Genomic DNA, 20,283 nt, shown 5'->3' with positions numbered 1-20,283 from the left:
ACCCGAGCAGGGGATCTCCGCGGGACCTCACGGCGCAGGAAGGGCATCGGCTGTATATGCGGTTTGTCCTATACCGTCCTAGTCTGTCCGGTGAGCGGCTCGGAAAGTCGACGGCCGGTAGAGCCGGCGGAAGGTGAGCTTCCATGGCTGAGCGCCCAAAAAGGTCCGGCTCGATCGGGGAGCTGTCGGCCGAATTCGCGGGCACGATGATCCTCATCCTCTTCGGCTGCGGCGTCGTGGCCCAAGTGGCCGCGGGTGGTGCCCTCACGGATCCGGCCGGCGGCCTCGGAGACCACGACAGCATTTCCTGGGCATGGGGACTCGGGGTCACCCTGGGCGTCTACGTGGCGGCGCGGCTGAGCGGTGCCCACCTCAATCCCGCGGTGACGGTCGCCCTCGCCGCCTTCAAGGGGTTCCCGTGGAGCAAGGTGGCACCCTACGCGCTGGCACAGACGGCCGGCGCCTTCGTGGCGGCCCTCCTCGTCCGCTGGAACTACACGGAAGCGCTGGCGAAGGCCGACCCCGGCCACACCTTCAAGACCCAGACCGTCTTCTCCACGCTCCCGGCCAACGGCAACACCAACCTGCCCGTGTACGAGTGGGGCGCCTTCCGCGACCAGGTCATCGGCACCGCGATCCTGCTGCTGATGATCTTCGCCATCACCGACCTGCTGAACTCACCACCGGGTGCGAACCTGGCCCCCTTCATCATCGGCCTGGTCGTGGTGGCGATCGGCATGGCCTGGGGGACCAACGCGGGCTACGCCATCAACCCGGCCCGTGACTTCGGCCCCAGGCTGGCCAGCTTCCTGACCGGATACGGGGGAGCGTGGCGAGACCAGTACGGAAACCTCTACTTCTGGGTGCCGATCTTCGGCCCGCTGATCGGCGGCCTGCTGGGGGCGGGCCTGTACAAGGTGCTCGTCGGCCGGTTCCTGCCGAGAGCGGAGCCCGAGCCGCCGGGACGCGTCCCGGCACCGAAGGACTGACACCGGCCGGACAGGCGGGAGAGGCGGCACGACATGGCGGACTTCGTCGGTGCGGTGGATCAAGGAACCACCAGCAGCCGATTCATGATCTTCGACCACGGCGGCAACGAGGTGGCGAAGCACCAGCTGGAGCACGCGCAGATCCTCCCCCGCTCCGGATGGGTGGAGCACGATCCGGTGGAGATCTGGGAGCGGACCAACTCGGTGATGCAGAACGCCCTGCGCTACAGCGGTCTGTCGGGGACCGATCTGGCGGCCATCGGCATCACCAACCAGCGGGAGACCACCGTCGTCTGGGACCCGCGCAACGGCCGCCCCCACTACAACGCCATCGTGTGGCAGGACACCCGCACCGACGCCATCGCGGCGAACCTCGAACGCTCGGGCCAGGGCGACGTTATCCGCAGGAAGGCCGGACTGCCGCCGGCGACCTACTTCTCCGGCGGCAAGATCCAGTGGATCCTGGAGAACGTCGACGGCGTCCGCGAAGCGGCGGAACAAGGCCACGCCCTGTTCGGCAACACGGACGCCTGGGTCCTGTGGAACCTCACCGGCGGCCCCGACGGCGGCATCCACGCCACCGACGTGACCAACGCCAGCCGCACCATGCTGATGAACCTGGAGACCCTCGACTGGGACGACGAACTGCTCGGCTTCTTCGGCATCCCCCGGGCGATGCTGCCCACCATCAACCCCTCGTCGCACCCGGAGGCGTACGGTGTGGCCCGGACCTCCCGGCCGCTGCGTGCCGCCATCCCCATCGGCGGGGTACTGGGCGACCAGCAGGCGGCCACCGTGGGACAGGTGTGCTTCGCCCCCGGCGAGGCCAAGAACACCTACGGCACCGGCAACTTCCTGGTCCTCAACACCGGAACGCAACTGGTCCGCTCCCGGCACGGCCTCCTCACCACGGTGGCCTACCAGTTCGGCGACAGCCCGGTGGTCTACGCGCTGGAGGGCTCCATCGCGGTGACCGGGTCCGCCGTGCAGTGGCTGCGCGACCAGATGAAGATCATCAAGACCGCGGCCGAGAGCGAGAACCTCGCCCGGACCGTCGCCGACAACGGCGGGATGTACTTCGTCCCCGCCTTCTCGGGCCTGTTCGCACCCTACTGGCGCTCCGACGCCCGAGGGGCGATCGTCGGCCTCGCCCGCTACAACGACAACGCGCACCTGGCACGAGCGACCCTGGAGGCCATCTGCTACCAGAGCCGCGATGTGGTCGAGGCCATGGAACAGGACTCCGGGGTGCACCTCGACGTGCTCAAGGTCGACGGCGGGGTGACCGCCAACGACCTCTGCATGCAGATCCAGGCCGATGTCCTCGGCGTCCCGGTGAGCCGTCCCGTCGTCGCCGAGACCACCGCACTCGGCGCCGCCTACGCGGCGGGACTGGCCACCGGGTTCTGGCAGGACACCGAAGAACTGCGCAGCCACTGGCACGAGTCGAAACGCTGGGACCCGCAGTGGTCCGACGAACAGCGCGCGGAAGGCTACGCCGGGTGGAAGATGGCGGTGGAACGCACACTCGACTGGGTGAAGATCCCGTGACTTCCGGGATCCCGGAGTCTCAGGGCGCGGAGTGGGCGGCCATGACGTGCTTGACGCGTGTGTAGTCGTCGAACCCGTAGCGGCTGAGGTCGCGGCCGACACCGGACTGCTTGTAGCCGCCGTGGGGCGTCTCGGCGGGGAGCACCTGGTGGCAGTTGAGCCACACGCAGCCGAAGTCGAGTTCGGCGCTCACTCGCATGGCCCGGCCCAGGTCGGTGGTCCAGACGCTGGAGGCGAGACCGAAGTCGACGCCGTCCGCCAGCGCGATCGCCTCCTCCTCGGTGTCGAAGGGCTGGACGGTGACCACCGGGCCGAAGATCTCCCGCTGCACCACGTCGTCCTCCTGCCGGACACCGGAGACCACCGTGGGCGGGAAGAAGTGGCCGGGGCGGTCCAGGCGGACGCCGCCGGCCTCGATCCTCGCGTGCGGGGGGAGGTTCGCCAGGACGGACGCGACGCGTTCGGCGTGAGCGGCGCTGTTGAGCGGACCGTGGAAGACACCGTCCTCGTCGGGCGATCCGGTCCTCGTGTTCCGCGCCGCCTCGACGAGCGCCGCCAGCAGGGCGTCATGGGCCTCGCGTTCGACCAGGACGCGGGTGACGGCAGTGCAGTCCTGGCCGGCGTTGAAGAAGGCCGCGGCGGCCAGGGCGCGGGCCGTGCGCACGGGGTCGACGTCGGCGAAGACGACCGCCGGGGCCTTGCCGCCCAGCTCCAGGTGGACGTTCTTGACCTCCCGCGCCGCCTCGGTCATCACCTCGGAGCCCGCGCGGGTGCTGCCGGTGATGGCGACCATGTCGACGTCCGGATGGGCGACGAGGGCACGGCCGGTGTCGCGGTCGCCACAGACGATGTTCACGACACCGGGCGGAAAGGCCTCCTGGGCGAGTTCCCCGAGCAGGACCGTCGACCAGGGCGTGGTGTCGGAGGGTTTGAGGACGACCGTGTTGCCGGCGGCGAGTGCGGGACCGAGCTTCCACACGGCCATCATGAACGGGTAGTTCCAGGGGGTGACCTGAGCGACGACACCGACCGGCTCGCGACGCACGTAGGAGGTGTGGCCCTCGGCGTACTCCCCTGCCGCGATGCCCTCCAGGACACGGGCCGCTCCGGCGAAGAAGCGCAACTGGTCGGCGCCCCGGAGTATTTCGAGGGTTCGGGTGGTCCCGCGTGGCTTGCCGGTGCTGCGCACCTCGGCGTCCAGGAGCCGGTCGGCGTGTTCGACCACGAGGCCGGCCAGATGCAGGAGGGCCTCCTGCCGACGGGCCGGGGTGCTGCGACGCCAGGCCGGCAGGGCCCGGCGGGCGGCGGCCACGGCCGCGTCCACCGCGGTGGCCGAGGAACGGGGTGCCGTGCCGTAGACCTCTCCGGTCGAGGGGTCGGTCAGCTCCATGCGGTCCGCGACCTCGGCGGCACGGCCGTCGACGATGTTGTGCAGGGTGAGGTCAGACATGGGCGCTCTCCTCGCGCAGGGAAGCGACGGTGACACCGGGAGCGAGCCGGCCCTCGGTCACCTTCAGTTCGATCAGGGCCGCTCTGCCGCAGTTCAGGGCGCGCTCCAGAGCGGGCCCGAACTCCGCGGTGGTGGTGACGGTTTCGCCGTGGGCGCCGAAGGCCCGGGCGTAGGCGGCGAAGTCGGGATTGCCGAGGGCGGTGCCGCTGACCCGGCCGGGGTAGGTCTGCTCCTGGTGCTGGCGGATGGTGCCGTAGGCGGAGTTGTCGAGGACGAGGATCAGCGGTGCGGCCCCCTCCGCGACGGCGGTGGCCAGTTCCTGACCGTTCATCAGGAAGCAGCCGTCACCGGCGACGGAGACGACGCGGCGGCCCGGGTGTGCGAGGGCGGCGGCCACGGCGGCGGGGATGCCGTAGCCCATGGAGCCGTTGCGCGGCGCGAGCTGGCGTCCGCCCTCGCGGTACCTGAGGAATCGCTGGGCCCAGATGGCGTGGTTGCCCGCGCCGAAGGTGACGACGGCGTCCGCGGGCAGGCGGGCGTCGAGGGCGGCGAAGACAGCGCCCAGGTCGAGCAGGTCCCCGTCCGGCTCCGGGGTGCGGAAGGCCAGATGCGCGGCGCGGTCCTGCTTGGTGCGGACCGCCCACCGCACCGGTGCGGAGGGGCGCAGCGTACGGATCGCGGCCCCGAACGCCTCCGGGGCCGCCAGCACGGTCAGGGCGGCCGGGTGGAGGACGCCCGGCGGCTGGGCCTCGGGCAGTACCTGTACGAGGCGGGGGCCGGTGCCGTCGTGCGGCAGGAGGGCGTAGCCGTCGGTCGCCACGTCGCCGGGTGCCGTGCCGACGCAGAGCAGCAGGTCCGCCGCGCGCACCCGGTCGGCCAGGGCGTCGTCGCGGCCGTAGCCGAGGTGCCCGACGTAGGTCTCCGCCTCGTTGTCGATCAGGTCCTGGCAGCGGAAGTCGACGGCGACGGGCAGCGACCAGGCCTCGGCCCAGTCGCGTACGTCGGAACGCGCCCGGGGCGTCCAGCGGCTGCCGCCGAGGAGGACCAGGGGTCGTTCGGCGTCCGACAGCAGGTCGCTCAGCGCCACGAGTTCGCCGGGTGAGACGGCTCCGTCGGGGATCGGCAGGGGGATGGCGTCGGCGACGCGCGTGGTGTCGGTGAGCATGTCCTCGGGCAGGCCGAGGACCACCGGGCCGGGGCGCCCGCTGCTCGCCACGGCGAAGGCCCGGGCGACGTGTTCGGGGATGCGGGCGGCGTCGTCGATCGTCTCGACGAGCTTGGCACTGGCACCGAACGTGCCGCGCAGGTCCAGCTCCTGGAAGGCGGCGCGGTCGGCGTGGCCGCGTGGCACCAGGCCGATGAAGAGCACCAGCGGGGTGGCGTCCTGGTGGGCGGTGTGCAGGGCGACCAGTGCGTTGGTGGCACCGGGCCCCCGCGTCGTGAAGCAGACGCCGGGACGCCCGGTGAGCTTGCCGTGGGCCTCCGCCATGTAGGCGGCACCGCCCTCGTGGCGGCACACCACCATGCGGACGGCGGAGTCGTGCAGGGCGTCGAGCGCGGCGAGGTAGCTCTCGCCGGGCACGCCGTACACGGTGTCGACGCCGTGGACGACGAGCTGGTCGATCAGGACCTGTCCGCCGGTGCGGGCAGGGTGGGGCGCTGTCATGCGGGAACCTCGACGTTCTGGGCGGGGCTGGAGAGGGCGGCGCCGCGCCGGCGCAGAATCGTGCCGGCGCCGAACGAGCCGGCGACGGTACAGGCGGCGATGGCGATGAGCAGCAGGGCGGCGCCCCAGGAGGCGCCGTCGGCGGCGCTGGTGAGGGAGGTGGCCATGAGCGGCACGAAGCCGGAGAGGACGCCCGCGAGGTTGTACGACATGGCGACGGCGCTGTAGCGGAACTCCTCGGGGAACATCCCGGAGACGACGGCGCCGATGGGCGCGTAGGGGATCGAGAGCGCGCCGATGCCGAGCGAGACGCCGAGGTAGACCAGACCGGTCTCCTTGGTGTCGACGAGCCAGAACGCGGGGAACGCGGCGACCATGGTGACGGCGGCGCCGAGGGCACACACCCGCCAGGCGCCGATGCGGTCGGCGAGGCGTCCGGCGAGCACGAGCACGACGATCTCGACGACGGAGCCGATGACGGTGGCGTTGAGCATCGTCTGTTTGTCGATGCCCAGGTCGTCGGTGCCGTAGGAGATGATGAACGTGCTCATCAGGAAGAAGCCGCCCACGCCGAGGAACGCGGCGCCGACACCCACGATCATGCGGCCCCAGGTCCGCCTGAACGCCTCGACGAGCGGGGCCGGCTTGGGCCCGTTGCGCTCGGCGTCCTCCAGCATGGCGCGGAAGACCGGGGACTCCTCGATGTGCATGCGCAGGTAGAGCGCGAAGCCCAGCAGCGGGAAGGCGACGAGGAAAGGCAGGCGCCAGCCCCACGAGTAGAACGCGTCGTCCGGCAGCATGCCGACGATGGCGAAGGCGCCGCTGGAGAGCAGGGTGCCGACGGGCGAGCCGAGCTGCGGGACGGAGGAGTAGCTGCCGTGCTTCTCCTTCGGCGTGTGCTCCAGGGTGAGGAGCATGGCGCCGGACCACTCTCCGCCGACGGATATGCCCTGCAGGAAGCGCAGGAGCGACAGCAGCGCGGGCGCCCAGAGGCCGATGGTGTCGTACGTGGGCAGCAGGCCGATGCAGCCGGTGGTGGCGCCCATCATCACGACGGTGATGATCAGTGAGACCTTGCGTCCGTAGCGGTCGCCGATGTGTCCGAAGACGGCGGCGCCGATGGGCCGCGCCACGAAACCGACCGCGAACGTCACGAACGAGGCGAGGGTGCCGACCGTCGGGTCGAGTTCGGGGAAGAACAGCTTGTTGAAGACGAGCGCGGCGGCGGTGCCGTAGAGGAAGTAGTCGTACCACTCCAGGGCGGTGCCGCTGAACGCGGCGGTCAGCAGTCTTCTGATGTCCTTGAGGTCGGGCTTGGGTGGCGTGCTCACGCGTTCTCCTGGGGAGCGGCGGCCGCGGTGGCCGGAGGGGACGGGGGACCGGAGCGTGCGGGGGTGCGGGTGAGGCCGTGCGGATCGTGTGCGGGGTCGCCGCCCACGACGGTGGCGAGGACACCGATCGCGCCGATGCGGTCGGGGTCCGTGCGGACGGGGTCGCCGTCCAGGACGGTGAGGTCGGCGAGCTGCCCGGGGACGAGCCGTCCCTTCCGCCCGCCGAAGCCGGTGGCCACGGCGGAGCCTTCGGTCCAGGCACGCAGCGCGGCCATGACCGGAACGCTTTCGTCCGGACCATACGGCATGCCTGTCTCGGTCAGCCGCGTGACCATCGACTGGATCGCGGGCAGGGGCGCGCCGGGGGCCACCGGCCGGTCGGAGCTGCCGGGCACCGGCAGCCCGAGGTCGGTGAAGGAGCGCATGCGGTACGACCACGCGGTGCGCCCGGGGCCGAGAGCGGCGGCCATGGCGTCGCCGAAGGTGTGCAGGAAGTTGTGCTGCGGCACCGGTACGACGCCCAGATCGGCGAAGCGGGCCGGCTGGTCGGGGCGTACCACCCCGGCGTGCTCGATGCGGTGCCGGACGCCGGGGCGCGGCCGCTCACGGTGGGCGCGCGCGAACGCGTCGAGCGCCAGGTCGACGGCCCGGTCGCCGATGGCGTGCGCGGCCACGGTCCAGCCGGAGCGGTGCGCGGCGACGACCAGGTCCGTCATGGCGCCGGCGTCGCCCTGGAAGTAGCCGGTGGGCCGGTCCTCGTTGTGCGGGCAGCCGCAGAACGGTTCGGTCACGGCGGCCGTGCGCCCGAGCAGCGATCCGTCGAGGAAGATCTTCACCGGGCCGAGCGAGAGCCGGTCGTCGCCGAAGCCGGTGCGCATGCCGAGGTCGAGGCCGAGCGTGATGTCGTCGTCGGCGTGCGCGGTCAGCGGGTGCAGCACGTCGGAGGCGGCCATCAGCTGGGCGCGGGTGTGCAGCCGCCCGGTGTCGCGGGCGAGCTGGTAGGCGGCCAGTTCCACGGGCGTGTGCCCGATCCAGCCGCCGCCGATCCCGGCCTCGGTGAAGCTGGTGACGCCTTCGGTGAGGTAGTGCCGGGTGGCCGCGTCGACGGCGTCGGCGACGGTCCGGACCGGGTACGGCAGCACCTGCCGCTGCACCAGCCGCTGCGCGGTCTCCTCCAGCAGCCCGTCGGGGCGGCCGTGCCCGTCTCGGGAGACGACCCCGCCGACCGGGTCCCGGAACCCGTCGTCGAGCGCGCCGGCCGCGCGCAGGACGGGCGTGTTCACCACGCAGGCGTGGCCGGAGGTGTGCTTGAGCCAGACGGGCCGGCCGCCCGCCGCGCGGTCGAGGGCGTCACGGTGCGGGTAGTGGCCGCCGAGCCTGTTGTGGTCGAGTCCGGCACCGATCACCCAGGCGTCCGGGGCGAGTCGGCCGGCGTGCGCGGAGACGGCGGCGTACACCTCGTCGACGGAGCGGGCCGTGGAGACGTCGAGCTGGGTGAGGGTGAGGCCGAACCAGGCGGTGTGGCAGTGTGCGTCGTTGAAACCGGGCAGGACGGTGGCACCGCCCGCGTCGAGGACGCGCCGCGCGGGCAGGTGCGCCACGTCCTCGTCGAGGCCGACGACGGTGCCGTGCAGCACGCCGAGGGCGTGGGCGGTCGGCCGCTCGGGATCGAGCGTGTGGACGCGGGCGTTGCGGACGAGGAGGTCGAGTCGCATGTCGGGAGCGCCTCTCAGGCGAGGTGGTGCAGTTGTGCGAGGGGCACTTCGGTGGCGGGCGCGGTGCCGGTGGGTACGCCGTCGACCAGGACCGGCGCGGGCTCACGGGGCACCACCACGCGGGGCGTCGCCGTGTTGTGCAGCATGTCGGCGCGGGTCAGTCCACGGCTGCCGCGGATCGGGGCGTAGGTGAGTCCGGTGGGCAGGGCGGCGCGGGCGGCACGGTCGGCGAGCGCCGCCTCGGCGACGAAGACCTTGGCGAGCCGTGCCGGAGCGGCGCCGAGCGCTCCGTAGTAGGGCCGGTAGACACGCGGCTGGGTCAGCCGGGTCGACCCGGAGCCCGAGCCCGTGTTGCCCCACGCCACGAACCCGGCCTTGATGACCAGTTCGGGCTTGCTGCCGAACCACTTGGGGTCCCACAGGACGAGGTCCGCCATCCGCCCCGCCTGCACGGTGCCCACCTCGTGGGCCAGGCCGTGCGCGACGGCCGGGTTGAGCGTGATCTTCGCGAGGTAGCGCAGCGCGCGGGCGTTCTCCGGTCGCTCCACTCCCCCGCCGCCGTTCGCGAGGGCCTGCACGTGGGCGAGCTGCCAGGTCCTGCGCACGGTCTCCGCGATGCGGCCCATGCCCATGGAGTCGGAGTTGACGATCGAGATGGCACCCAGATCGTGCAGGGCGTTCTCGGCGGCGATGGCGTGCCCCCGGATCCGGCTCCGGGAGATGGCGACGTCGCTCTCGGAGTGGTGGTTCTGCCGGTGCACGGTCATCGTCATCGGGAACAGCTCGCCGACCGTGTTCGGGGTGTACGGCACGGTGGGTGTCGTCGACGACGGCAGGATGTTCGGCTCGGACAGGATCTCCAGGAGGTCGGGATGTCCGCCGCCGCCCTCCACGTGGTAGGCGTGCACGGTGCGGCCGCGCGTCGCGCCGATGGTGTCGCGCAGATAGCCGGACTCGTTCATGGAGTCGGTGTGCAGCGCGACCGGCAGGTCGGCCTGGTCGGCGGTGTCCAGGCAGGTGTCGATGATGCGGGGCGTCGCCCCGAAGTCCTCGTGGATCTTGAAGCCGCCGGCCCCGGCGAGCGTGATCTCCTCCAGCAGCGCCCGCGAGCTGGACGACCCCCGCGCCAGGAAGGCGATGTTGAGCGGTGTGCCCTGCCAGGCGCTCATCAGGGTGTGCAGGTTGTGCGCCGGGTTGCAGCCGATCTCCCAGACGCCGCCGAGTCCCATGCCGACGAGCGTGGTGACCCCGGCGGACAGCGCGGCCGGCGCGACCTCGGGCGAGGACAGGTGGACGTGGCTGTCGACGATGCCCGGCGTGGCGATCAGCCCCTCCCCCGGCACGACCGAGGTGTGCGAGTCGACGGCGTACTCGACGTCCATGACGTCCGGGTTGCCGACGCCGCCGACGGCGACGACGCGCCCGTCCTTGATCCCGATGTCGGTCTTGCGGATGCCGAGCACCGGGTCCATGAGGACGACCCCGGCGACCACCATGTCGAGCGCGGAGTCGCGGTCGGAGCGGGGCGAGGCGAGCAGTCCGTCGCGGACCGTCTTGCCGCAGCCGCCGAGCAGTTCGTCGCCCGGGGTGCCGTCGTCGGCCTCGACCTCGACCCACAGGCAGGTGTCGCCGAGCCGGATGCGGTCGCCGGTGGTGGGCCCGTAGAGGGCGTTGTACGTGCGGCGGTCGACGTGGGTCATCGCTGCGTCTCCTGTGCGTCGCCGGTGGTGTGCCGGGCGGCGACCACCTCGACCTCCCGTTCCGTTCCCGGCTCGAAGGCGAGCGCGGTGCCGGCCGGGATGTCGAGGCGCATGCCGGCGGCGGCGCGGCGGTCGAGGGCGAGGGCGGCGTTGGCCTCGGCGAGCGGATAGTGGGACGAGAGGTAGACGGTGCGGTCGCCGGTGTTGCGGATGCTCAGCCGGGCCCGCCGTCTGCCGGTGTTGATCTCCACCGGTTCGGCCGCGGGTCGCACGGCTCCGGGCGCCGGGCCGGTGCCGGTGGCGGCGATGGGCCGGTCGACGGCCACGAGGGAGGTGCCCGAGGGAAACAACGCTTCGACCTGGACCTGCGGGATCATCTCCGGGACGCCTTCCCGTACGTCGTCCTCGGTGAGCACTCCGCGGCCGACCTCGACGACCTCCTCCAGGCTCAGTCCGTCCCAGGCCGCTTCGAGCACCTCGTCGCAGATGAGGGCGATGGCCTCCGGCACGTTGAGTCTGCGGCCGCGGGCGAGTCGCCGGCGGGCGAGTTCGGCGACGGTGAACAGCTCCAGCCGCTCCCGTTCGCGAGGAGTCATGTGCACAGGAGCGCCACCTCCGTGTGTGGGGATCAGGCCACGGCCTGTCGGACGGTCCAAGGATTTCGGGGGAACGACATTCAGCCAACGTTGAAATGACTCCGGTGCGACGGTGAGGATTGTGCACATGCACACCGACCCCGCCTTCTCCACTCCCCCGCCCTCACCGCTCTTCCCTCCCCCCGACCCACGGGTCGCCGAGCTCGCCCGGCAGTGCCTGGAGGAGATCGACGGCCTGGTCGGGGTGTGGGTGGAGTACGTACGGCCGGTGCGCGCGGCCTATGCCGACCGCGTCTCGGACGAGGAGTTCCGCGAGACCGCCTGGCAGGCCTTCGAGCTGCTGCTGCGCACCGTCGCCCGCATGCCCGTGCCCGAGCCGATCGCGTCGGTGTCGGAACGCGTCGGCGAGCAGCGCGCCCGCCAGGGCGTCCCGCTCTCCTCACTGCTGGAGGCCGCGCGCCTGGACTTCCGCGTGGTGTGGGCGGCGCTGGTGCGCAAGGCGGGCGAGAAGGACAGCGCCCAGCTGGTCAACTCCGCCCACCAGGTGTGGGAGGCGGTCGAGCTGCACGTCACCGGCATCATGACCGCCTATCAGCGCACGGTCCTGGAGATGGGGCGCCGCACGGAGGACGAGCGGCGGATGTGGTTCGCCCGGCTGCTGGACACCGAGGGCCGCAATCCGACGGTGGTGGGCGACGCGGCCCATGCCCTCGGCTTCGCACCGGACGGCCGGTTCCTGTGCGCCGTCACCGCCCCTCAGCACGGGGCGGGGATGCGCAGGGCGACCGCCGAACTACGGGCGCTGGACGTGCCGGTGCAGCTCCAGACGGTCGCTTCGGACACGGTGCTCACCGTGCAGCTGGAGCGACGTACGACCGTGGAGAAGGTCCTGGCCCGGCTGGACGGCACACCCTGCGGTGTCGCCCCCGCCCGCAACGGGCTCAGGTCCGTGCCGCGTGCGGTGCTGCTGGCGACCGCCACCGCACGGGTGCTGCCTCCCGACGCCGCTCGGCCCCGCCGGCTGGAGGACAGCTGGCTCGACGTGCTGGTGCAGCGGGCCGACGACGTCGCCCGCGATCTCGCCGACGACGTCCTCGGTGGCCTGCGGTCGGACGGCGTGGCGCAGGCCGAGGCGGAACGGCTGCTGGAGACGGTGCGCGTCCATCTCGCGGGAGCGGGGTCCGTGGCCGACACGGCCACCGCTCTCTACTGCCACCGCAACACCGTGCAGCACCGTTTCGCCCGGTTCGCCGAACTCACCGGGCGGGACGTGCGCCGCCCGGAGGACGCGGCGCTGGTGACGCTGGCGTTGCGCGCGGCCGGGCGGCGTACCGGTGCGGAGGCCCAGGCGTGATCCCGTCCGGCCCGGTCCCTCGCGCTCCGGTCGGCCATGCCGCGGGGTTACCGGAAGCGTTCCGCGTGCTCGTCCACCCACTGTGCGAACGTGCGCGCCGGGCGGCCGGTCACCTGCTCGACGGTGTCGACGACGGTCGTGGCGTCGTCCGTGGGCTCGGCGTACCAGCCGACGACGTAGTCGGCGTCGGCCCGGGACACGCCGGTGGCCATCAGCCTGTCGACGGCCTGTTCGTGCGTGATCGGGACGAAGGTGATGTCGCGGCCGATCGCCCGGGACAGGATCGCGATGCGTTCGCGCGGGGTCAGCGTCTCGGGGCCGGTGAGGTTGTACGCACGCCCCGCGTGCCCGTCGTCGAGCAGCGCGACCGCGGCCACCGCCCCGATGTCGGCCTCGTGGACGAGGGCGCTGGGATGGTCGTACGGCTCGCGCACGACACCCTCGTTCCGGATCGATTCGGTCCAGGTCAGCGTGTTGGACATGAATTCCTGCGGTTCCAGACGGGTCCACTCCGCCCCCGAGGCCGCCACGGCCTCCTCGACCGGCCCCACCCAGCCACCCCACACCACGGTGAGGCGCTGCACACCCGCATCCACCGCGCGCCGCACCAACTCGGGCCCGGTCTCGGCGAGCCCCGCCGTCACGGTGATGTGCAACCGGGTGACGCCTTTGAGGGCGGCGTCGAGGCTCTCCGGTGCCGTGTGCGTGCCGGCCACCAACTCCGCTTCGGCCGGGAGCTTGCCCGCGGCCGCGGCCGGGTCCCGTGTCAGCGCCCGGACGCTCTCTCCTCGGCGGACCAGCTCGGCCACCACCTGCCGGCCGGTGTTCCCCGTCGCACCCGTGACCAACGTCGTCATGGTCGGACTCCTTTCGTCTGCCGACGACCCTAGAAACCCAACCGCACTTGAGGTCAACGAGTCTTCACGGTGAGGATCCGCTGAGCGGCCTTGACCGTGTCCTCGGGGCCGAGTTCGACCCGGTGGCCGGGTGCTGCGCAGCCGACCAGCAGCCCCAGGGTGGCGAGCAACAGCCCCGGGAGCGCCCGTTCGTGGTGCGCCGGACGCCGTGGGGTACGTGCCGTGGGCACGGCGGGTGCCTCAGCCGGGTTGGCAGTCGGTGGGCCGGTTGCGCTGGACACCGTCCAACTTGTCCCACCATTCGCAGGGGGCCTCGGCGTAACCCGTGCCGTCGTAGCACCAGCCTCCGCCGGGGCCCGTCTCGTCCGGCTCGGGCCAGAAGCAGACGTGTCCGGGCAGCAGGGCCGGTTCGATCACGGGCGTCGTGCGCGCGGGCCCCCGAGTCCGGTGAGCGGCAGTTGCCCACGCAGGCTCGCACGTCCAAAGCCGCAGGCAGATGCCACATCACCGGCATCGGTGAGTAGTCGTACCGCAGCCGTCACACCGGCCCCACCGACGTACTCGCCCACGCCCGCACCGCGGCACGACACCGTGTGTCGGACGGGCCGATCCGCGACTGCCGACCGGCATGCGGCAGGATGAGGTGCATGAGCGTAGTCAAGATCAACGTGCTGACCGTCCCCGCCGAGCAGCGGGAGACCCTGGAGAAGCGCTTCGCCTCCCGAGCGCACGCCGTGGAGAACTCCGACGGGTTCGAATGGTTCGAACTGCTCCGCCCGGTGGAAGGCACGGACACCTACCTCGTCTACACCCGGTGGCGTGACGAGGAGTCCTTCAACGCCTGGATGGAAGGCCCCATGAAGGCCGCCCACCAGGGGCGCCCGACGGACGGCGGCGAGCGCCCCGCGCCCGCGGCGAGCAACTCCACGCTGTGGTCGTTCGAGGTCGTGCAGCAGGCGGCGCCGAAGAACGCCTAGTACTGCAACGGTGTTTGCAGTGACTGATGGCCAGGTCAGGGGCTGTGTCCGCGTCGTTTGCAGTGACTGGTGCGGCCTTGGTACTGACGTCGTCGGCGCACATGTGACCAGTGCAGGATGTGCTCGACGGGTGCGGGGCGTCGGCCGGTGAGGCGGGTGATCAGCCGTCGTACTCGGCGAGGCCGGGGTGGATGAGCCGGGAGGATCCGTTTCTGCTTTCCCGGCATCCAGCTTGGCGCTTTGGAAGCATTCCTCGATGGCCCACCGGCTGACCGGGATGCGGATCAGCTCATCGAGGTGGTCTCGGCTGGGCAGTAGGCGATGCAGCAGGAGATCTCCTCGGGCCGGCCGACGGTGCGGCGGGCGAGTACCCAGTGCCGGCGGTCGGGTCGGTGCCAGGGCCCGACCTCGACTCGCGCCCAGTCGTGGATGCGTCGGCCGTGGGCGCCGTTCCCGCAGGAACGGCGCTTCCACTTCTGCCTGGGCAGGCCGGAAAAGAGGTCGTGCACGGGGTGATGGCCCAGTGGGTGACGACGGTGTCGTGGCGGCAAGGGCGTGTGGGCGCGGCGGTAGGGCTCGGTGCCGGTCTGGATGACGGCGCCGTGGAAGGCCGGGCGGTCGACGATGAGCCCGACCGATAAACATAGAGCTGCAGGTCAGAAGGCCCGTGTCGCTGTGACTCCACTTTGCCGGGGGTTCGCGTGATGCGAGGCCGTGCGCCATCCGGGGATGATCGCAGAGTCGTACGAACCGGCACATGGGAGTTTCCCGTACGTCCTCTCCCGCCGCGGTCACCTACGCCGCACACCAGGAGGCTGCCGCACCGGAGGAAGGCGCTGGGAGGAACGAAAGGAACGGCGGGGAGCCTGCTCGGTGCGGCGTTCCTCCCCCAGGCGTGGAGCGGCTTGGGAGCAGATCGGCGCTGATAAACCACACTCAACCGATTGTCACTGCTTCGGGGTAAGCATCCCGTCTCCCTGGTGGATGCGGCCAGTCCAGCGGATACCTTCTGCAGGTGGACGGAGCCCCGCGATCCCTCCCGCTCGATGCCCACTCCTCCCTGTCTCCCGGTCGGCGCACCCGTGTGCGCCGGACGACCCGTCGTGCAAGGAGAAATCCCCCCGATGTCCGTCGACAGCATGCCGGAAGCTCAGACCACTCCCGACGCGCCGCAGCAGTCCCTGAGTACCGCCGCGGCCCGCAACCTCGCCACCACCACGAAGTCCGCGCCGCAGATGCAGGAGATCACTTCCCGCTGGTTGCTGCGGATGCTGCCCTGGGTCGAGGCCGAGGGCGGCGCCTACCGGGTCAACCGGCGTTTGCGCCATACGCTCGGCGACGGGCGCATCGAGTTCGTCCAGGAGGGCGCCACGGTCCGGGTGATCCCCCGGGAGCTCACGGAACTGGCCCTTCTGCGCGGCTTCGAGGACACGGACGTTCTCACCACCCTCGCCGACCGCTGCACGCAGCGCGACTTCGCGGCGGGCGAAGTCCTCGTCGAGCGTGGCAGCCCCGCAGACGGAGTCCACCTGATCGCCCACGGTCGGGGCAGCCAGACCTCCGAGGGCAAGTACGGCGGAGAGATCGCCATCGCGGTGCTCGCGGACGGCGACCACTTCGGTGAGAAGGCCTTGTCGGACTCCGACGCCCGCCACGACTGCACGGTCACCGCCGAGACGTCCGGAACCCTTCTCACCCTCTCCCGTGCCGACTTCTCCGCAGTCCAGGCCTCTGCGCCGCACCTTCGGGCCCACGTGGACGAGTTCGGCGCCCGCACGCGGCAGCGGCAGAACAAACACGGTGAGGCCGAGATCGCCGTGTCGGCCGGCCACGTCGGCGAGGCCGAACTGCCCGGCACCTTCGTCGACTACGAACTGCACCCGCGCGAGTACGAGCTCTCCGTCGCACAGACCGTTCTGAGGATCCACACCCGGGTCGCCGACCTCTACAACGGTCCGATGAACCAGAGCGAGGAGCAACTCAGGCTCACCGTCGAGGCCTTGCGTGAGCGTCAGGAACACGAGCTGATCAACAACCGCGAGTTCGGGCTGCTGCACAATGCCGATTTCAAGCAGCGGATCCAGCCCCGCACCGGCCCGCCGACCCCGGACGACATGGACGACCTGCTCTGCCGCCGGCGCGGCACCAAACTGTTCCTCGCCCACCCCCGGACCATCGCCGCCATCGGACGCGGCTTCAACGCCTGCGGTCTCTACCCCGATCATGTCGACCTCGGCGGGCAGTCCGTCCCAGCCTGGCGCGGGGTCCCCATCCTGCCCTGCAACAAGATCCCGATCAGCAGGGAGCAGACCAGCTCCATCATCGCGATGCGTACCGGTGAGAAGAACCAGGGCGTCATCGGCCTGCGGCAGACAGAACTGCCGGACGAGTACGAACCGGGCCTGTCCGTGCGGTTCATGGGCATCAACGAACAGGCGATCATCTCCTACCTCGTCAGCACCTACTACTCCGTCGCGGTGCTCCTGCCCGACGCCCTCGGCGTGATGGAGAACGTACAGATCGCCCCCGGTCCGCGCTGAAGCCCTGATCCGCTGCAGGTCCCCGCATGACACGCGCCACGCCGACGGAGCGCCCACCCCACCGCAGCAAGGAGCCGCCGATGCCCGACGCCGGGCCCCTCGGATCATCCCCACCTGAGCAGCGGCCGACGCCGCCCGCAGCCGTGCCGGACACCCCCGCCCCGGGGAGCTTGGACCTTCCGGCCACGCCGACCGCCTCAGGTTTCCTGGCCGCACTGCATCCACCGGTCACGATCCCCGACCCGCCACCGCCTCCGGTGCCCGCCCCCGGCGTCGGGGACACGCCCGACGCGACCGCGGCCGGCTCCGCCCTCCAGCGGATCCTGCGCGGACCGACCGGACCGGGCACGACCTCACTCGCCCTGACCAGCCGGTACGAACCCGCACGGGATCCGGCACCCGCTCCAGCCGCCGCCGGACGAGCCGTCCCCGGTCTCTACTACCACCCCGTCCCGGAACCCGACCCCGTGCGCGTCGAGGAGGTGAGCCGCCGTATCAAGCGCTGGGCCGAGGACGAGGTCCAGCTCTATCCCGAGGAGTGGGAGGGGCAGTTCGACGGCTTCTCCGTCGGCCGTTACATGGTCGGCTGTCACCCCGACGCCCCGACGGTCGACCACCTGATGCTCGCCACACGGCTGATGGTCGCGGAGAACGCGGTGGACGACTGCTATTGCGAGGACCACGGCGGGTCGCCCGTCGGTCTCGGCGGGCGCCTGCTCCTCGCGCACACCGCGATCGACCACTTCCACACCACCGCGGAGTACACGCCGGCGTGGCAGGAGTCGCTCACTTCGGACGCCCCGCGCCGGGCGTACCGCAGCGCCATGGACTACTTCGTCCGCGCGGCCACGCCCTCCCAGGCCGACCGCTACCGGCACGACATGGCCCGGCTGCACATGGGCTACCTCGCCGAGGCCGCCTGGGCACAGACCGGACACGTCCCGGAGGTGTGGGAGTACCTGGCGATGCGTCAGTTCAACAACTTCCGCCCCTGCCCCACGATCACCGACACCGTCGGCGGATACGAACTGCCCGCGGACCTGCACGCCCGGCCGGACATGCAACGGGTCATCGCCCTCGCCGGCAACGCGACCACCATCGTCAACGACCTCTACTCGTACACCAAGGAACTCGACAGCCCGGGCCGCCACCTGAACCTGCCGGTGGTGATCGCCGAACGCGAGCAGCTCTGCGAACGCGACGCCTATCTCAAGGCCGTCGAGGTCCACAACGAACTCCAGCACGCCTTCGAGGCCGCCGCCGCCGACCTCGCACAGGCCTGCCCCCTGCCCACAGTGCTGCGCTTCCTCAGGGGCGTGGCCGCCTGGGTCGACGGCAACCACGACTGGCACCGCACCAACACCTACCGCTACAGCCTGCCCGACTTCTGGTAAGGAACGGACATATCTGTGACCACTGAGACCACCTCCGCCACCACCGCGAAGATCCCGGCCCCGGCGACGCCGTACCAGGAGGACATCGCCCGCTACTGGAACAACGAGGCCCGGCCGGTCAACCTCCGCCTCGGTGACGTGGACGGGCTCTACCACCACCACTACGGCATCGGTGCCGTGGACCATGCCGCGCTCGGCGACCCAGCACACAGCGAGTACGAGGAAAAGGTCATCGCGGAGCTGCACCGGCTGGAGTCGGCACAGGCGGAGTTCCTCATGGACCACCTCGGCCCGGTCGGTCCCGACGACACCCTCGTCGACGCCGGCTGCGGACGCGGTGGGTCCATGGTCATGGCCCACCGCCGCTTCGGCTGCCGGGTCGAGGGCGTCACCCTGTCCGCCGCCCAGGCCGACTTCGGCAACCGGCGCGCACGGGAACTGCGTATCGACGGCCACGTCCGCTCCCGCGTGTGCAACATGCTCGACACGCCCTTCGGCAAGGGCAGCATCACGGCCTCGTGGAACAACGAGTCGACCATGTACGTCGACCTGCACGACCTGTTTGCCGAGCACTCCCGCTACCTGAAGGTCGGCGGCCGGTACGTGACGATCACCGGCTGCTGGAACCCCCGCTACGGCCAGCCGTCGAAGTGGGTCTCCCAGATCAACGCCCACTTCGAGTGCAACATCCACTCCCGCCGCGAGTACCTGCGCGCCATGGCCGACAACCGGCTCGTGCCGCACACCATCGTCGACCTCACCCCGGACACACTGCCCTACTGGGAGCTGCGGGCCACGTCCTCGCTGGTCACCGGAATCGAGAAGGCGTTCATCGAGTCCTACCGCGACGGCTCCTTCCAGTACGTCCTGATCGCGGCCGACCGCGTGTGAGCCCGGCCGCGCGGGGCCGGGCCTCTCACCGGCGGCTCCGGCCCCGCGCGCCGGGGCCACGTTCACTCGTACGCCGACAGTTCCACCCTCGACCACACGAACCTACTGGTCTTCTGCCGTGACGAACGCTTAGGGGCACCCCCGGCGCCTCCCGGCCCGCACCACGCCCTGCCGCACCCAGCCATCCGCGCCGCGCCTCCGCAGGCCGGGCGGCCCACCAATTGGTGCGCCGACGCGGACACCGCCACACCCACCCCCGCAGCAGCGGACCGGTCGCTCCTCGCGCGGAAAGCAGAAACGGATCCTCCCAGCTCATCCACCTCGGCCTCGCCGAGTACGACGGCTGATCACCCGCCTCACCGGCCGACGCCCCGCACCCGTCAACTCCGTCAGGTCTGTCTTGATCTTGGTGTGGTCCTGCTGGGCAGGGGCCGTGAGTTCGCGGTAATCGTGTTCGATGCGCCAGCGGATCTTTGCCAGGCGGACCAGCTCCGGGATCGTCATGCTGTCGGTCGCAGGGCCGGCCTTGCCGAGACGGGCGACGGGGCCGGCAGCGTGATCGCGTCGTCCAGTCCCGGCAGCGCGGTGCAACACGTCGTGGCTGCCATGGCGGCCTCCGCGTCCCGCCGGCGCGGAGAGCCCGTGCTCGCCGGCGCGGGCAGGCCGGACGAACGCCTCGGGGACAGGGGCCCCGGCCGGCCGTGGACCACGCGGCCGAGGGACGCCGGCGATCCGGCGTACACCCGATCGGCGCACAGTCACATCAGGACGGGCAGGTCGTGGCCGGCTGTCGGTTGCTGCCGGGGGCGGAAGCGCGTTGAGTCGGATACGGCGCGCTCGTGACCCCTGCACGAGCGGTCAGCGGCTGAATCGGAGGCACCATGTCCGAGGCACCATGTCCGACATACCCCCGCCCGTCACTGCCTGCCTCGACCCGGCGGCGAAGGCACTGGCCGAGGCCACCGGTCCGCACCCCCGACGCCGGTCGCGTCGCGGTGACCGGCGGCTCGGTGGGCGCCTGCATGTCGGCCGCGCCCAGTACTCCGCACCGGCCCGGCGCACCGAGGTGCACGCCTCGCCTCTGCGGGCCGGCCTCGACGTGGACGTCGCCTGCGTCCGAGTGACCGGTACGGTCCATGACTTCCTGATGCCGGACAGCCCGCGCGACACCCGCGCGGCCGATGTCGCACGGCACCTCGCCATCGACGCCCTGCACACCGCCCTCCAGGACGACTGAGCAGGGGGCCCGGACGTCGTCCGGGCGTCTTCCGA

At 71.4% G+C, this 20,283-nt stretch carries 16 protein-coding genes and 2 pseudogenes; 8 read left to right on the top strand and 10 right to left on the bottom strand.

Translation table 11 applies throughout. The annotated features are described in order from the left end of the window. Positions 1 to 143: 143 nt before the first annotated feature. Entirely contained in the window at positions 144 to 989 is an 846-nt protein-coding gene (locus tag IE260_RS21545) for an MIP/aquaporin family protein (protein WP_189874319.1), read from the top strand. A gap of 33 nt (positions 990 to 1,022) precedes the next feature. Then, positions 1,023 to 2,540, top strand: a complete 1,518-nt coding sequence (glpK, locus tag IE260_RS21540) for a glycerol kinase GlpK (RefSeq protein ID WP_189874317.1) — start codon at positions 1,023 to 1,025, stop codon at positions 2,538 to 2,540. A gap of 19 nt (positions 2,541 to 2,559) precedes the next feature. On the opposite strand, the gene IE260_RS21535 is transcribed toward glpK, so the two are convergent. The 6 genes from IE260_RS21535 to ureA are packed head-to-tail and all read right to left on the bottom strand — an operon-like array spanning position 2,560 to position 10,998. Next, complete coding sequence (locus IE260_RS21535) at positions 2,560 to 3,990, bottom strand: aminobutyraldehyde dehydrogenase (protein ID WP_189874316.1); 1,431 nt, start codon at positions 3,988 to 3,990, stop codon at positions 2,560 to 2,562. After that, entirely contained in the window at positions 3,983 to 5,656 is a 1,674-nt protein-coding gene (locus IE260_RS21530) for a thiamine pyrophosphate-dependent enzyme (RefSeq protein ID WP_189874314.1), read from the bottom strand. Before IE260_RS21530 ends, IE260_RS21535 begins: the two co-directional genes overlap by 8 nt. Beyond that, complete coding sequence (locus tag IE260_RS21525; protein WP_189874312.1) at positions 5,653 to 6,987, bottom strand: MFS transporter; 1,335 nt, start codon at positions 6,985 to 6,987, stop codon at positions 5,653 to 5,655. The genes IE260_RS21530 and IE260_RS21525 overlap by 4 nt, the downstream gene beginning before the upstream one ends. Then, a complete protein-coding gene (locus IE260_RS21520; protein ID WP_189874310.1) occupies positions 6,984 to 8,702 on the bottom strand; it encodes an amidohydrolase in 1,719 nt (572 codons plus the stop codon). Before IE260_RS21520 ends, IE260_RS21525 begins: the two co-directional genes overlap by 4 nt. A 14-nt stretch (positions 8,703 to 8,716) precedes the next feature. Next, positions 8,717 to 10,402: an urease subunit alpha gene (locus IE260_RS21515; protein WP_189874308.1), complete on the bottom strand. Its 1,686-nt coding sequence runs from the start codon at positions 10,400 to 10,402 to the stop codon at positions 8,717 to 8,719. Continuing rightward, positions 10,399 to 10,998 carry an urease subunit gamma gene (ureA, locus tag IE260_RS21510; RefSeq protein WP_229881002.1) on the bottom strand — a complete coding sequence of 200 codons (600 nt, stop codon included), beginning with the start codon at positions 10,996 to 10,998 and terminating at the stop codon, positions 10,399 to 10,401. Before ureA ends, IE260_RS21515 begins: the two co-directional genes overlap by 4 nt. A gap of 127 nt (positions 10,999 to 11,125) precedes the next feature. Here ureA and IE260_RS21505 point away from each other — a divergent pair, with 127 nt between their 5' ends. After that, a complete protein-coding gene (locus tag IE260_RS21505) occupies positions 11,126 to 12,352 on the top strand; it encodes a PucR family transcriptional regulator (protein ID WP_189874304.1) in 1,227 nt (408 codons plus the stop codon). A gap of 47 nt (positions 12,353 to 12,399) precedes the next feature. Here the strand turns inward: IE260_RS21505 and IE260_RS21500 are convergent, their stop codons facing one another. From IE260_RS21500 to IE260_RS21490, 3 genes are read right to left on the bottom strand one after another with little or no spacing between them, the layout of a single operon-like run. Continuing rightward, the gene (locus IE260_RS21500; protein WP_189874302.1) at positions 12,400 to 13,209 is read right to left on the bottom strand and encodes an NmrA family NAD(P)-binding protein; all 810 of its coding nucleotides are present in this window, start codon (positions 13,207 to 13,209) and stop codon (positions 12,400 to 12,402) included. Positions 13,210 to 13,262: 53 nt separating this feature from the next. Beyond that, positions 13,263 to 13,439, bottom strand: a complete 177-nt coding sequence (locus IE260_RS21495) for a hypothetical protein (protein ID WP_189874300.1) — start codon at positions 13,437 to 13,439, stop codon at positions 13,263 to 13,265. Positions 13,440 to 13,449: 10 nt separating this feature from the next. Beyond that, entirely contained in the window at positions 13,450 to 13,626 is a 177-nt protein-coding gene (locus tag IE260_RS21490; protein ID WP_189874298.1) for a hypothetical protein, read from the bottom strand. Positions 13,627 to 13,856: 230 nt separating this feature from the next. Here IE260_RS21490 and IE260_RS21485 point away from each other — a divergent pair, with 230 nt between their 5' ends. Next, entirely contained in the window at positions 13,857 to 14,186 is a 330-nt protein-coding gene (locus IE260_RS21485) for an antibiotic biosynthesis monooxygenase family protein (protein ID WP_189874296.1), read from the top strand. Between the two features lie 160 nt (positions 14,187 to 14,346). On the opposite strand, the pseudogene IE260_RS21480 reads toward IE260_RS21485, so the two are convergent. Beyond that, positions 14,347 to 14,733: pseudogene (locus IE260_RS21480) on the bottom strand (IS701 family transposase); the annotation flags it as partial. 577 nt (positions 14,734 to 15,310) lie between these two features. Between IE260_RS21480 and IE260_RS21475 the strand changes: the two are divergent. From IE260_RS21475 to IE260_RS21460, 4 genes and pseudogenes are all read left to right on the top strand, one after another. Beyond that, complete coding sequence (locus IE260_RS21475; RefSeq protein WP_189874294.1) at positions 15,311 to 16,726, top strand: family 2B encapsulin nanocompartment shell protein; 1,416 nt, start codon at positions 15,311 to 15,313, stop codon at positions 16,724 to 16,726. A gap of 80 nt (positions 16,727 to 16,806) precedes the next feature. After that, on the top strand, positions 16,807 to 18,120 hold the full coding sequence (gene tcp, locus IE260_RS21470; RefSeq protein WP_189874291.1) for a 2-methylisoborneol synthase: 1,314 nt from the start codon (positions 16,807 to 16,809) through the stop codon (positions 18,118 to 18,120). A gap of 15 nt (positions 18,121 to 18,135) precedes the next feature. Next, positions 18,136 to 19,011 (top strand): geranyl diphosphate 2-C-methyltransferase, encoded by an 876-nt coding sequence (locus tag IE260_RS21465; protein ID WP_189874290.1) that lies wholly within the window; start codon positions 18,136 to 18,138, stop codon positions 19,009 to 19,011. Between the two features lie 1,048 nt (positions 19,012 to 20,059). Next, positions 20,060 to 20,248 (top strand): annotated as a pseudogene (locus IE260_RS21460) (esterase); the annotation flags it as partial. Positions 20,249 to 20,283 lie beyond the last annotated feature (35 nt).

This window comes from Streptomyces viridiviolaceus (assembly GCF_014650995.1).
Classification (GTDB): Bacteria; Actinomycetota; Actinomycetes; order Streptomycetales; family Streptomycetaceae; genus Streptomyces; species Streptomyces viridiviolaceus.
The sequence above is the reverse complement of the archived record's forward strand: the minus strand, read 5'-3'. Positions and strand labels throughout refer to the sequence as shown.